This window comes from Mesorhizobium sp. M1A.T.Ca.IN.004.03.1.1 (assembly GCF_003997555.1).
In the GTDB taxonomy this organism is placed as follows: domain Bacteria; phylum Pseudomonadota; class Alphaproteobacteria; order Rhizobiales; family Rhizobiaceae; genus Mesorhizobium.
In genome coordinates this window covers 155072-168934 of the sequence record NZ_RZTV01000003.1, presented here as the reverse complement: position 1 = coordinate 168934, position 13863 = coordinate 155072, and the positions used below count along the sequence as shown (strand labels likewise).

Annotated in this window: 13 protein-coding genes; 11 read left to right on the top strand and 2 right to left on the bottom strand. The window is 64.3% G+C overall.

Features of this window, described 5'->3' with window-relative positions; translation table 11 throughout:
* Positions 1-10 precede the first annotated feature (10 nt).
* The 8 genes from EOD29_RS10985 (at position 11) to EOD29_RS10950 (ending at position 9587) form a co-directional block, all read left to right on the top strand.
* Positions 11-910 carry an SMP-30/gluconolactonase/LRE family protein gene (locus tag EOD29_RS10985; RefSeq protein WP_067321722.1) on the top strand — a complete coding sequence of 300 codons (900 nt, stop codon included), beginning with the start codon at positions 11-13 and terminating at the stop codon, positions 908-910.
* 113 nt (positions 911-1023) lie between these two features.
* Positions 1024-1467, top strand: coding sequence for an SRPBCC family protein (locus EOD29_RS10980; RefSeq protein WP_127246727.1), 444 nt, complete (start codon positions 1024-1026; stop codon positions 1465-1467).
* Between the two features lie 169 nt (positions 1468-1636).
* Positions 1637-2872: a patatin-like phospholipase family protein gene (locus EOD29_RS10975; protein ID WP_067321727.1), complete on the top strand. Its 1236-nt coding sequence runs from the start codon at positions 1637-1639 to the stop codon at positions 2870-2872.
* Between the two features lie 121 nt (positions 2873-2993).
* Positions 2994-3698, top strand: coding sequence for an SDR family oxidoreductase (locus EOD29_RS10970; protein WP_067322013.1), 705 nt, complete (start codon positions 2994-2996; stop codon positions 3696-3698).
* Positions 3699-3805: 107 nt separating this feature from the next.
* The gene (locus EOD29_RS10965; protein WP_095824586.1) at positions 3806-4597 is read left to right on the top strand and encodes a pyrroline-5-carboxylate reductase dimerization domain-containing protein; all 792 of its coding nucleotides are present in this window, start codon (positions 3806-3808) and stop codon (positions 4595-4597) included.
* 355 nt (positions 4598-4952) lie between these two features.
* Positions 4953-6455, top strand: a complete 1503-nt coding sequence (locus EOD29_RS10960) for a family 16 glycosylhydrolase (RefSeq protein WP_095824587.1) — start codon at positions 4953-4955, stop codon at positions 6453-6455.
* A 21-nt stretch (positions 6456-6476) separates the two neighbouring features.
* On the top strand, positions 6477-8264 hold the full coding sequence (locus EOD29_RS10955; protein ID WP_245475311.1) for a type I secretion system permease/ATPase: 1788 nt from the start codon (positions 6477-6479) through the stop codon (positions 8262-8264).
* Between the two features lie 3 nt (positions 8265-8267).
* Positions 8268-9587 carry an HlyD family type I secretion periplasmic adaptor subunit gene (locus EOD29_RS10950; protein WP_127246726.1) on the top strand — a complete coding sequence of 440 codons (1320 nt, stop codon included), beginning with the start codon at positions 8268-8270 and terminating at the stop codon, positions 9585-9587.
* Positions 9588-9637: 50 nt separating this feature from the next.
* Here the strand turns inward: EOD29_RS10950 and EOD29_RS10945 are convergent, their stop codons facing one another.
* Both EOD29_RS10945 and EOD29_RS10940 read right to left on the bottom strand, forming a co-directional pair.
* The gene (locus tag EOD29_RS10945) at positions 9638-10168 is read right to left on the bottom strand and encodes a dihydrofolate reductase family protein (RefSeq protein WP_067322019.1); all 531 of its coding nucleotides are present in this window, start codon (positions 10166-10168) and stop codon (positions 9638-9640) included.
* Positions 10169-10265: 97 nt separating this feature from the next.
* Positions 10266-11156 (bottom strand): LysR family transcriptional regulator, encoded by an 891-nt coding sequence (locus EOD29_RS10940; RefSeq protein ID WP_095801457.1) that lies wholly within the window; start codon positions 11154-11156, stop codon positions 10266-10268.
* 212 nt (positions 11157-11368) lie between these two features.
* On the opposite strand from EOD29_RS10940, the gene EOD29_RS10935 reads away from it, so the two are divergent.
* From EOD29_RS10935 to EOD29_RS10925, 3 genes are all read left to right on the top strand, one after another.
* Positions 11369-12304 (top strand): DMT family transporter, encoded by a 936-nt coding sequence (locus tag EOD29_RS10935; RefSeq protein WP_095801458.1) that lies wholly within the window; start codon positions 11369-11371, stop codon positions 12302-12304.
* A 30-nt stretch (positions 12305-12334) separates the two neighbouring features.
* Complete coding sequence (locus tag EOD29_RS10930) at positions 12335-13057, top strand: haloacid dehalogenase type II (RefSeq protein ID WP_127246725.1); 723 nt, start codon at positions 12335-12337, stop codon at positions 13055-13057.
* A gap of 214 nt (positions 13058-13271) precedes the next feature.
* Entirely contained in the window at positions 13272-13703 is a 432-nt protein-coding gene (locus EOD29_RS10925; RefSeq protein ID WP_066993122.1) for a hypothetical protein, read from the top strand.
* Positions 13704-13863: the final 160 nt, after the last annotated feature.

The following is a 13863-nucleotide window of genomic DNA, read 5'->3' as shown; positions in this document are numbered from 1 at the left end:
GAGGCGCCCCATGCACGAGAAGCAAGCCGGCCTGATCTTCGATGCGCGCGACGTGGTCGGCGAAAGCCTGGTGTGGGACGAGCGCCGCGAAAGGCTGGTTTGGGTCGACATCATCGGCCGCAGGATCCATCGGCTGGATCCGCTGAGCGGCGCGCATGAAAGCTGGCAGACGCCCGATCTCGTGACCTCGGTCGGCCTGCGCAACGACGGCGGCGCGATCGTCGGGTTGCGCAAGGAGATCGCGCTATGGGACTTCGATGGGCCGTTCCGGACGCTCGCGACGATCGAGGACGACAGGCCGGGAACGCGGCTCAACGAGGGCGTGGTGGCGCCGGACGGTTCGTTCTGGGTTGGAACGATGGCCAACAACATCGGCCCGGACGACGCGCCGGTGCCCATCGCCAGCGATGAAGGTCGGCTCTACCGGGTCGGCCGGGAGGGCAAAGCGACGCCGCTCAGCGAAGACCGGTTCGGCATCACCAACACGATGGTGTGGCTGCCCGACGGACGCTTCGTCACCGCCGACACGACGAAGAACGCGCTCTACAGCTATGACTGGGACAAGAAGGCGGGACGGCTCGGCCGGGCGCTCCCCTTCTTCACCGGCTTCGAGCGCGGCCTGCCGGACGGCTCCTGCCTTGACGCAGAGGGCTATATCTGGAACTGCCGGGTGGTTGGCGGAAGCTGCCTCGCCCGCATCGCGCCCGACGGCAGGCTGGACCGGATCGCCGAATTGCCCTGCAGCTGGCCGACGAGCTGCGCCTTCGGCGGCCCCGGCCTCGACACGCTGTTCGTCACCTCGGCGCGCTTCACCATGAGCGCCGAGCATCTCGACGCCAACCCCTTCGAAGGCGGCCTGTTCGCGCTCAGGCCCGGCGTGCGCGGCGTGCAAGGCAACCGGTTCGGATAATCTCCCCATCGAGAGATCGGCAGCAGCGATCAAAAAACTTCACCATCGATGTCGGACTGGCCAATCACCGTTCGTCATAGGAGCATAGACCGGCAATCAACAGGAGAAACGAAATGCCCAGCACTGTCCGCCTGCACCTCGTGCTTTCCACCAAACCTGAAAAAGTCTATCGCGCTTTCATCGAGGCGGACGCGCTGGCGAAATGGCTGCCGCCGAACGGCTTCACCTGCACGGTGCATCACTTGGATGCAAAGGCCGGCGGCAACTTCAAAATGTCGTTCCGCAACTTCACCACGGGCGAAAGCCATGCTTTCGGCGGCGACTATGTCGAGCTCGTTCCGGGTGAGCTCGTGCGCTACACCGACAAGTTCGACGATCCCAACCTGCCCGGCGAGATGCAGGTGACGGTGAAGTTGAAGAAAGTCTCGGTCGGCACGGAGATGGAGATCACCCAGGCCGGCATTCCGGACGCCATCCCCGCCGAGGCCTGCTATCTCGGCTGGCAGGAGTCGCTCAAGAACCTGGCAAGGCTCGTCGAGCCCGAGATCAGTCAGTAAAGATCGATCGCAGGGTCTATGCAGCCGGCCGCGACGGAGCGGCCGGCACGCGGCCCGATTTCCAATCCGCGACGTTACGCGTTTCCCCCGCTTGCCAGAATGGCTGCGCTGGGCTGGATTGAGCAAAGCCGAGCTCGAATGCCGAACGGACAGGCAGAAGGGGGGCGCGATGGAGCCGATTCCAGCCGGATCGTCACCGGCTGACGACAAGGTCGAGCATTACGAGCTCGGCCTCTGCCTGTCGGGCGGCGGCTATCGCGCCATGCTGTTCCATGCCGGCGTGCTCTGCCGGCTGAACGAGGCCGGCCTGCTTCAGAAAATCGACATGGTCAGTTCGGTCTCGGGCGGCTCGATCGCCGCCGGGCTGCTTGCGGTTCTCTGGCCGCGCCTCAGCTTTGCCGACGGCGTTGCCACGAATTTCCGCGAGCTTTACGTCGAAAAAATCCTCGCTTTCTCGCAGGTCTTCCTTGACGCGCCGTCGATCCTCAAGGGCGTGTTCAACCCGTTTTCGAGCGCGGCGCGCGAAGTCGCCACCTGCTACGAGCGCCATCTGTTCGACGGCAAGGTGCCGACGCTGAAGAGCCTGACCCGGCGTCCGTGGTTCGTGTTCTGCTCGAGCAATCTCAGCACCGGCTCGCTGTTTCGCATGTCCAACCGCTACATTGCCGATTACCGGATCGGCATGGCCAAGCATGCGGACCTGCCGGTCGCGACCGCGGTCGCGGCGTCGTCTGCCTTCCCGCCGTTTCTGTCGCCGCTCAGGCTCGACCTCACTCAGTTCGCGTGGGAGAACGACAAGCTCGACGCGAGCGTCGGCCCGCCGGTCCCGGCCGGCCGCGCCGTGCTCACCGATGGCGGCGTCTATGACAATCACGGCATCGAGCCGGCGCTGAAGCGCTGCCGCTGGCTGTTGGTCAGCGACGCCGGCGCGCCCTGGCGAGCGTCCGGCTCCGGCTACTGGAACTGGTTCTCGCAGTTGAAGCGCGTGCTCGACACCACCGACAACCAGGTGCGCTCGCTCCGGCGGCGCGACCTCATCGCCCGCTTCCAGGCGGCGAAGGATGCCGACGACCAGGGCCTGCCCAATGACGCGACCCGGCCCGACTATGCCGCCACCCGCGGCGTCTACTGGTCGATCGCCAGCAAGCCTGACGCCGCCGAGCCGAGCTTCGTGCAAAGCGCGGCAATCGCGCCTGCCGATATCGGCACGTCGCTTCATTTCCTGGGAAGCGAGGAGACGATCGATCTCGTCAATTGGGGCTATTGCGCCAGCGACCAGGCGCTGCGGAGCTGGTACCGGCCGGCGGTGCCGGCTGGAAAGGGCGTGCCACTGAAGGCGGGCGACGTGAAGCCCGGACGCTGTGCGGTGGTGTCGAAGGCGCTGATGAGCGGTTTCAAGGTGTGAGCATGGCGTTCGGACTCCGCGTCCGCTTTCGCCAATCGGCATCGTGGCGCAATCCAAACCGGTTCGTGCCCTGCACCGCCGCGTGCTAACAGAGGCGCTTTCAACAAGGATGGACAGCGACATGGCAGGAGAAAAAGTAGCTCTGGTGACGGCGGGGGGCAGCGGCATGGGCGCGGCGGCGGCGAAGCGGCTGGCCGCCGACGGCTTCAAGGTCGGCGTGCTCTCCTCCTCCGGTAAGGGCGAAGCGCTGGGCAACGAACTCGGCGGTTTCGGCGTCACCGGCTCCAACCAGTCGAACGAGGATCTGAAGCGGCTGACCGACGGCGCGCTGGAACGCTGGGGCCGCATCGACGTGCTGGTCAACAGCGCCGGCCACGGGCCGCGCGCGCAGATCATCGAGATCAGCGACGAAGACTGGCACAAGGGCATCGACACCTATTTCCTCAACGTCGTGCGACCGACCCGCCTGGTGACGCCGGTGATGCAGAAGCAGAAGGCGGGCGTCATCATCAACATCTCGACCGCCTGGGCGTTCGAGCCGAGCGTCGCCTTCCCGACCTCGGCGGTGGCGCGCGCCGGGCTCGCCGCCTTCACCAAGATCTTTGCCGACACCTATGCGGCCGATAATATTCGCATCAACAACGTGCTGCCGGGCTGGATCGACAGCCTGCCCGGCGTAGAGGAACGCCGCCAGAGCGTGCCGATGAAGCGCTACGGCACATCCGAGGAAGTGGCGGCAACGATCTCCTTCCTCGCTTCCGACGGCGCGGCCTATATCACCGGCGAGAACATCCGCGTCGATGGTGGATTGATGCGGGGGTACTGAGGCTCGTTTCGGCAGGCACAGCTGTCGCTCGCCGGTACGCGGCTGCGGCTGACCGCTGGACAATGGCCGCCGCCTCCCGCACCGTTAAGACTGCAAGGGAGACACGAATGAGCGCTTCACTCAGGCTGGGCATTGTCGGCGGCGCCGGCTGGCTGGGCGGCGCGATCGCGGGTGCCGCGCTTTCGGCCGGCGTGGTGCGGGCGGAGAACCTCGCCCTCTCCTATCGGAGCACCAAGCCGGATCGCTTTCCAGGCGTCTTCTGGAGCGACGACAACCAGGCGCTCGCCGACCGCTCGGACGTCATCATGCTTTCCGTGCGGCCGCAGGACTGGCCGTCGCTCGAGCTGGATGCCAAGGGCAAGCTAGTGATTTCGGTTATGGCCGGCATCCGGATGGCCGAGATCGGCGAGAAGCACGGCACCGGCCGCGTGGTGCGCACGCTGCCCAACGCGGCTGCCGAGGTCGGCAAATCGTACACGCCGTGGATCGCGAGCGGCGACGCCACCGAATTGGACCGCGCGACCGTGCGCGCGATCTTCGGAGCCTGCGGCGTTGAGGATGAGGTCGGCAGCGAGCGCGACATCGACTATCTCACCGGGCTGACGGGCTCGGGGCCCGCCTTCCCTGCCCTGCTCGCCGAAGCGATGATGCGCGACGCCGTGGCCTTCGGCCTCAAGCCGGAGGTCGCGCGCCGCGCGGTCAACACCGTGCTCACCGGAACCGGCCGGCTGCTGGAGCTCAACGACGCTTCACCGGCCGATACGGTCGAGGCCTTTCTCGGCTATCGCGGCACGACAGCGGCCGCGATCGAGACGATGCGCGAAGCGGGCTTCGACCAGGCCGTTGCCAAGGGACTGGCGGCCGCGTTCCTCAAGTCGATCGCGATGGGCAAGGCGTGAGCCGACGACGCCGCCCTTTGAGCGCGGAATGCATCAGGCGAGCATCCGCCGGATCTGGCCCCGCCGCTCAGGTGAGTCGTGCCGCCTACGCGAACTCCTCGCGCCGCGATGCTTAATTTTTGATAAAAGAAATTAGTAATATTGTGTAAAACTGAGTGAGCCCTCGCGTGCAAATTGTATTAGGGCGTTCTCACTCTCTTTTCTTGCGAATAATTGATCGCCGAACGGCAAATTTTCTCTGTACTATTACACAATTCCTTGGAACGATACCCGGAATTACAAGTTGACCCGCTAGCGATCGGTTGAGTTCGCATGCCGATTCAAGCAAGCCGTGTATTGCGAGGAGGGTTGTCCGATGAGCAGCTTCGTCAATGCCGTAGGCGTTCCTCTCCCCTATAGCGGCTCGTCCAACCATTGGTACTCGGCGGCGGGGTCCGGACCGGACTTGTGGGGCACCTCCGGAAACGACACCTTCTATGGAGCTTCCGGCGTCAATGTCACCATGCACGGGAGCTACGGCGATGACATCTATTATCTCTATGCCGCGGGCAACAAGGTGGCCGAGGGCTATGGGGCAGGCATCGACACCATCAGCACATGGATGAGCTACACGCTTCCCGACAATGTCGAGAACCTGATCGTCACCAACGCCAAGAACTACGCTTTTGGAAACGACCTGGACAACATCATCACCGCCAAGGCCGGCCACCAGACGCTGGACGGCGGCAAGGGCAATGATGTGCTGATCGATGGCGGCGGCGGTTACGACACTTTCATCATCGCGAAAGGCAACGGAAGCGACCTGATCGCCAATTTTGCCGCGACTGACAGCGTCCGTCTCGATGGCTATGGGTTCACTTCCTTCGACGCCATCCACTCGAACATGATCCAGGCGGGACCGAACGTCATCTTGAACCTCGGATCCGGCGAGATCCTCATGTTCAAGGACACGACCATCGACAAGCTGCAGCCCAGCCAATTCCAGCTGCCGATCGACAAGTCCGACATGACGCTGTCTTTCAGCGACGACTTCAACGCGCTGAACCTCCACAACAGCCAAGGCGGCACGTGGGATACCAACTTCTGGTGGGGCGCGCCGAACGGCAGCACGCTCGCCACCAACAACGAGCTGCAATGGTATATCGACGCCAATTACGCGCCGACGAGCTCGGTCCACCCGTTCAGCGTGAACAACGGCGTGCTCACCATCACCGCGGCGCAAGCGCCGGCGGACATCAAGCCGCTGATCAACAATTACGAATACACGTCCGGCATCCTGACCACGCATGACAGCTTCTCGCAGACATACGGCTATTTCGAAATGCGCGCCGACCTGCCGGAAAACGCCGGCGCCTGGCCGGCCTTCTGGCTGCTGCCGGAAGACGGCTCGTGGCCGCCTGAGCTGGACGTCATCGAAAGATACGGCCAGACCCCGAACTCGCTTCTGATGACCGCGCATACGATGGAGACGGGTACGCACACCATGGTCGGGTCTACGGTGAATGCGATGGATACTGCCGGTTTCCACACCTATGGCCTGCTGTGGACGCCGGACAAGCTTGTCTGGACCTATGACGGCGTGCAGGTCGCGGAAGCGGCGACGCCCTCGGACATGGACAAGCCCATGTACATGCTGGTCAATCTTGCGATCGGCGGCCAGGCTGGCGCGCCGCCGGATCATCTTGCCACACCGGCTGAGATGAAGATCGACTACATCCGCGCCTATACGCTGGACGCTGTGGAGGCTAACCCCCTGATCGCCACCAGCAGCACCACCACCGCAACGCACAGCACTGCCACGCACAGCTTCGGCAGCAGCACGCTGCATCACGGTTCCGAGTTTGGGGGCCACGCTTAAGATTTTCAGGCGATCGGTTCGATGTCCCGGGATCATGCAGCGGCGGCCGATATGACTGCACCGTCGAGCCTGCGGGCGGTGTTCCTGCGCGCCGTCGGCGATGTCGGGCTCTTCTCGCTGTTGATCAACATCCTGCTTCTGGTGATCCCGCTTTATCTGCTTCAGGTCTATGACCGCGTGCTGCCCTCCTCCAGCGTCGAGACGCTGGTCTATCTGTCGGCGATTGCGGTTCTTGCGCTCGCTTTCCTCGGACTGCTGGACGCGATCCGCGCCGTCTACACGCAGCGCGTCGCGGCCGCCGTCGACAGGAAGCTCGGGGCAAGGACATTCGCCCTCTCGCTGGCGCCCAAATATGCCGGCGGCCTGTCGCCGCTGCGTGATCTCGCCTCGGTCTGCGCCTTCGTCCGGTCGCGCGGCGTGGCGGTGCTGTTCGACCTGCCCTTTGCGCCCGTCTTCCTCGCTTTGCTCTATCTGATCCATCCGGTGCTGTTCTGGGTGACAGTCGCCGGCGCGGTGCTTCTGCTCGTCCTTGTCGTCGCGAACCAGCTCGCCATTGGCCGGAACGATGCCATGTCCGCGGAACGCTCGGCGTTGGCGAGCCATGCGGAACAGGTCTTTGCCCGCAATGCCGAAACGCTGCGCGCCATGGGCATGGTCGAGAACGCCGCTCGGGTCTGGGGGCGGCATGTCGGGGCAGCGCTCACGCTTTACGACCGTTCCTCGAGCGCCAATGCGATCTTCAGCGGCGCCTCGCGGGCGCTGCGCATGATGCTGCAGCTGGCGATCCTCGGCGCCGGCGCGTGGCTGGTGCTCGAGGGGCAGATGACGGCGGGTATGATCTTCGCCTCCTCGCTGGTGTCGTCGCGCGCGCTGCAGCCGCTCGACCAGTTGATCGGCGCCTGGCGGCAAATCGTCGAGGCAAAGCGCGCCTGGAAGCGGCTGGAGACGGCGCTTGCTGCGCATCCGGCTGGGAAGCGGAAACTGGCGCTCCCCGATCCATTAGGCGCGATTTCGGTGCAGGACGTTTTCTTCATGGCACCGAACGCACAGCCCGGCACCGAACCTATCCTCAAGCGGCTGAATTTCCAGATCGGCGCCGGCGAAGCGGTGGCGATCGTCGGGCCGAGCGGCGCCGGCAAATCGACGCTGGCGCGGCTGCTTGTCGGTGCCGCGCAGCCGACCGGGGGCGCAGTGAGGATCGATGGCGCCGACCTCAGGACCTGGGAGGAAAAACAGCTCGGGCGACAGATCGGCTACCTGGCGCAGGAGGTGGAGCTCTTTCCCGGCACGATCGGCGACAATGTCGCCCGCTTCGACGCGCAGGCCGAGGACGCCGCGATCGTCGAGGCCGCCAGGCGCGCCCAGGCGCATGAGTTGATCCTGGCGCAGCGTGACGGCTACCAGACAATGATCGGCCCTTCCGACAGGACGCTCTCGGGTGGCGAGCGCCAGAGGATCGGGCTGGCGCGCGCCTTCTACGGCAACCCGCGCATTCTCGTGCTCGACGAGCCCAGTTCCCATCTCGACGGCAGCGGCGAGGCGGCGCTCGAAGTGGTGCTGGTCGCCGCGCGAGCGGCGGGCGTCACGATCCTCGTGATCACGCATCGCCCGGCCATCGCCACGGCCTGCGACCGCGTGATGGTTCTGCGCGGCGGTGTGATCGAGGCCTTCGGCCCAAGCGCCGAGGTGCTGCGGCGGTCCACTGTCGATAGAGGCGCCGGCAACGCCCCGGCCGCCCAGCAGGGGACGGTGGTGACCGGATCATTCGCGCCGATGATCCGCACGCACGGCATCCGCTTCGGATCCTAGACGATGACGATCGAGAGCCTTGCCTGGGATGGACAGCCGCGCACCGACTTCCGGCGCGTGGCCTTCATAGGGTATGCGGCAATCTCGCTCTTCGCGGGCGGCTTCGGCTATTGGGCGGTGAGCGCGCCGCTGTCCGGCGCGGTGATCACGCAGGGCACGATCTCGGCGACGGGCGGCAACATTCTCATCCAGCAGCCCGAGGGCGGCATCATCCAGCAGCTGCTGGTCCGCGAGGGCGACCGCGTGCAACAGGGCCAGGACCTCATCCTGCTCGACCGGACGGCTGCGCAAGCCGAGCTCAACCGTCTGACCAGGCAGTCGATCGCGCTCAAGGCGAGCATGGCGCGGCTGGAGGCCGAGCGCGACGGGCTGGACAGGCTCGCGCCGATCACCGAGGCAGCGCCGGCGCCGTTCCAGCAGGATTTCCAAAACCTCATCCGCGAGCAGCAGAAGGAGTTCGACGCCAGGCTCGCCCGGTTCCGGTCGGAGCAATCGATCATGGCGCAGCGGGTCGCCATGCATCGCGAGTCGGTCGTGGGCTTGAACGCCCAGAAGCTCGCCATCCAGCAGCAGGCCGATGTCGTGAAGAAGGAGCTCGGCATCAAGACAGGCCTGCTCGACAAGGGCCTCACCAACCGCACCGAATATTCGCAGCTGCTGCGCTCGGAAGCCGATCTCGTCGGCCAGGCCGGCGCGCTGGAGGCCAATCTTGCCGGGGCCAACAGCCAGATCGTCGAGGCGCAGGTGCAGGTCGAGCGACTGACCACGCAGCGCGTGGAGGAAGCGCTGACCAAACTCGACGAGGTGCGCACCAACCTCGCCGACATCGAGGAGCAGATCAGGGCAGCCGAAGCGGTGCTTCAGCGCACGACGATCAAGGCGCCGGCGGCGGGCATCGTGGTGTCCTCCACCTATAATTCGAAAGGCAGCGTGATCGCGCCCGGCGAAAAGATCATGGAGCTCCTGCCCACCGCATCAGGCCTCAACGTCGATGCCAAGCTGCGGCCGAAAGACGTCGATCAGGTGCGCGTCGGCCAGCCGGCGAAGCTCAGGCTGTCAGCGCTCAACACGCGGCTGACGCCAGAGGTATCGGCGACCGTGACGCAGATCTCGGCCGACCGGCTGATCGACCAGGCTACCCACGAACCCTATTTCCGCGCCAAGCTGAAGATCGCCGACGCGCTCCCGCCCGGCGTCAAGCCGGAGCAACTCTATCCGGGAACGCCGGTCGAAGCCTTCATCAACACCGGCGACCGGACCTTCTTCGAGTATCTGGCGCGGCCGATGGTGGATTCGTTCGCCCGCGCGTTTGCGGAGAGGTGAGCGGGCGCTCCGCGCGACGCGACGGCGCCCTCCGTCGGGGAGTTGCGTGCCTACGCGGGAACATAAGTCAACCTGATCGCCTCCTCCCCGATCAAATCACTGGCCACGAGGCGGAGCGGCGGCCGGGGGCCGGCGAAGAATGGCTTTCCGTGACCAAGCACGACGGGATGGATGTAGAGACGATACTCATCGATAAGCCCGAGGTCGGTCAGGCTTCGCGCCAGGTCCGGTCCGGAAACGGCGATCTCCCCAGCGAGCCGAGCCTTCAGGTCACGGATCATCTCCGCCAGGCCGCCTTCGACAAGCGTGGCGTTGGGGCCAACGGACTGCAGCGTGCTCGACACGACCCACTTCGGCTGGCTCCGCCACGCCGTCGCGAATTCGCGGAGCTCAGGGGTCCACTCGGAACGGTCCTCGTCCCAGTAGCGCATGACCTCGTACATGCGACGGCCGTACACGCTGCCCGTCAGGCCGCGCACTTGCTCTATCCAGTGACGAAAGAGCGCGGGATCGGGCGCAAATGCCTCGTGGTCGACATAGCCGTCCAGTGACTGATTCATTCCGAAGACGAGCTTCGCCATGCCTAATTCCATCCCAGCATTCTTTCAGGATACCAGTGAATCGCGCCGCTGCGTGATCTGTGACGGCCTCGTCACGCTCCTGGCCAGCACGACGGTTTCAAACGGCGATCTGAAGCGCCCCGTAGCGTTTGACTTCGGCTTCGATCTCCCTGACCAAAGTCTCCAGCGCGGGATTTCGGGAGTTGCGTGCGCGCCTGATCACATAGGCCAGGTCCGGCGGCTTGGGGAAGTGTTTGTCGACGATCTCCATGCCGGGTTGCAGGTGCCGCTGGCTCAAGAGCGCGACGCCGAGCCCGGAGGTCACGCCGGCGACGATCCCGGCTGCGCTGGAGCATTCGAACACGGTCTCGAACACCGTTCCCTCGTCCTGCCCAAGATCGAGGCCCCAGCGCCGATAGAAGCAGTTCTCGTCGAAGGACAGGAACGGGATCGGCTTTTCCTTCGACAGGACCAGATCCGGCGACTTCACCCAGTGCAGCGTCTCGCGGTAGAGGACGATGTCGGCAGGGCGAACCTCGTGCTGGAACAGCTGGACGATCGCGGCGTCAAGGGCCCCCTGGCTGAGCTGCTCCCGCAAGACGAGGCTCATGCGCACTTGCGTACGGACGCTCACCTCGGGATGAAGCCTGCGGAACCGGCCAAGAATGCGCGAGAGATCCGTGCAGGTCGTATCCTCGGTCATTCCCAGCGCGATCTTGCCTTGCAGCGTGCTTTTCGAGAGGCTCAGTACCGCCTCGTCATGAATTCCCAGGATGCGCCGCGCATAACCCAGGAGATCGTGCCCGGCCGTGGTGAACAGCGGCGCGTTTGGCTTCCGGCTGAGGATTTCGCAGTCGAGGCTCGCTTCCAGCCGCCTCATCTTGTGGCTGACGGCCGATTGCGACAAACCCAGAACCTCGGCCGCACGGGTGACACCGCCATGTTTCTCGATCGCGACCAGCGCCCGCAGGGCATCGACATCCAGGCGGCGGCTCATAATTCCAGCCATGACAATCCTCGCTCGCAATGAAAGCACCGCGCCAAACCTCTGACACAGAGCGGGTTTTCGGGCAAATATTTATGTCATTGTTCGTAGCTGTTTCATGAGCCTATCGAAATTTGTCATGTGCAAGGCAGCGAGTGTGCAGCCATAAGTCTGCGCCAGACAGCGCTGGTGATCCGCTTCAGGAGCATGGCGCACCGCTCGAATAAAGACAGCCCATGACGCTTCTGCAGAACAAGCCTCATCCTCTGGTATGGCCGACCGTGGCGGCAGCCCTGGTCCTAAGCTGGAGCTCCGGCTTCGTCGGCATCCGCTACGCCAGCGAGAACGCCGACGTCATGCTGGTCCTGTTCTGGCGGACTTTTTTGTCCGGACTTATCCTTCTGCCATTTGCTCTTTTGATCGGGCAGCGCATCAGCGGGCGCGCCTTGGCGCAGCAGATGGCGTTCGGCGTGGCGACGATGTTCCTCTATCTAGGCGGATTCGCCCTTGCCATCGGCCAGCGCGTTCCGACCGGCCTTGTCGCGCTGATCTCCGATCTTGTCCCTCTCGCCATCGCGGCGCTGTCGCAGCCCATTCTCGGCCACCGGCTGAGCGCAAGACAATGGATCGGAACAGCCCTGGGCGTAACGGGCGTCCTTATCGTCTCCCTGGACAGCCTCAGTCTCGGCAAAGCACCGGTCTGGGCCTATGTCCTCACGATCGCTTCCATGCTGGTGTTCGCCCTGGCGACCGTGGTGCAGAAGCGGATCAGGACGATCGATATGCCCATCCATCAGAGCTTGTGCATTCAATGCCTGACGGCGGCGATCCTTTTTGCCGCCTGCGCCGAATGGAACGGCGGCCTGACACCGCCGCTCGATGGGCGTTTCCAATTCGGCATGGCGTGGCTGGTGCTGTTCTCGACCTTCTTCTGCTACGGCGTTTACTATATGAGCCTGCGTCACTACACCGCCGCACAGGTCAGCAGCGTGGTCTATCTCAGCCCGCCGGTGACGATGCTCTGGGCGTGGCTGATCTTCGGCGAACCGCTATCGAGAGCGATGTTCCTCGGCCTGGCGGTGACCCTGTTCGGTGTCTGGCTGACGGCATCGAGGAGCGCTGCATCGAAGGACGAGGCGCGTTTGAGCTCATGCGAGCAGCCTGCCGGATAATCACGCGACACCAACAAGGAGTGCAATTCCGTGAAGCTTACCGATTTCAAGGCCCTGACCTTCGACTGCTACGGCACGCTCATCGACTGGGAATCCGGCATGATCGAGGGCCTGAAGCCGCTGACAGAGCGCGCCGGCCGCCGTTTGAGCCGCGACGAGATCCTCGAGGCGCATGCCCGGCACGAATCCGGCCAGCAGAAATGGACTCCGGCAAGACGCTACCGCGACCTTCTGCCGATCGTCTACAAGCGGCTTGCCGAGGAATGGGGCGTCGTCGCCACCGCAGAGGAATGCACGGCCTATGGCGAAAGCGTGAAGGATTGGCCGGCCTTTGCCGACTCGGCGGAAGCCTTGCGGTATCTCAAGCAGCACTACAAGCTGATCATCCTTTCCAATGTCGACAACAAGAGCTTTTCGTTCAGCAACAAGAAGCTCGGCGTCGACTTCGACGCGATATACACGGCAGAGGACATCGGCTCCTACAAGCCCTCCGCCCGCAACTTCGACTATATGCTCGAAAAGCTGGCGACGATCGGGGTGGAGAAAAGCCAAGTCCTGCACACGGCCGAAAGCATGTTCCATGATCACGCTCCCGCCAATCGCGTCGGCCTGGCATCGTGCTGGATCTATCGCCGTCATGCCGACCAGGGCTTCGGCGCCACGATGCACCCCGGCGACATGCCAAATGTGGATTTCCGCTTCGACAGCATGGCCGACCTCGTCAACGCGCACAGGCAAGAATTGGGCGCCTGAGTCCGCAGCGCGCGGAGGAGGCGCTGACCGAGCCGATGAGACCCCGAGATAGCTACACGACGCTATGCCGCCTGCTTTCGTGGCGTCCTCTCGCAACCGGATTCAATCCGCCAGCCTTGGAACCAAAAGACCTGCGAGACTGTTCAGCTATCGTTTGATACAACGCTGACGTGCCCTGCCGGTTGGGCAATCGGCGCTTTCGAGGAGTCTCACCATGTCCAGAATTCGTTCAGCCGCGATTGCGGTCATCGCCGCTGTCGGCGTGAGCTTTGCCAGCGCTGCTCACGCCGACAGCGGCACGATCCGCTTCTCCATCTATAAGGCGGCCTTCTTCATCGGCGGCGCCGGCGGCGAAGGGACGCTGACCTTCCGTGGTCGCAACTATCCCATCTCGATCGGGGGCATCTCGGGCGGCCTCGCCTTCGGGGCTTCCAAGACCTATTTCAAAGGCACAGTGCGCCACATTCGCCGCGCCCGCGACGTGGCGGGAGTGTACGGCGCAGCGGGCGGCGGCGGCGCGCTCGGCAGAGGCGCTCAGGTGATCGTCATGACCAACGACAAGGGCGCCGAGCTCCAGCTCACAGGCCGGCAGGTAGGCCTGCAGATCAATGCCGATCTCAGCGGCATGACCATTGGGCTGAAATAAGGGGGCGGTCAAAGCGGTCATTCCCTCCGCCAATTGGCGCTACCTGATCCAGCCGCACCGAGTGTCCGGTAGAATGGGAAGGGCCCGATGTCGGGCCCTTTCCCTTGCTTGCCTGGACTGTTTGCGTGGAGGCACGGCACGACGCGATCGCCAACAGTCG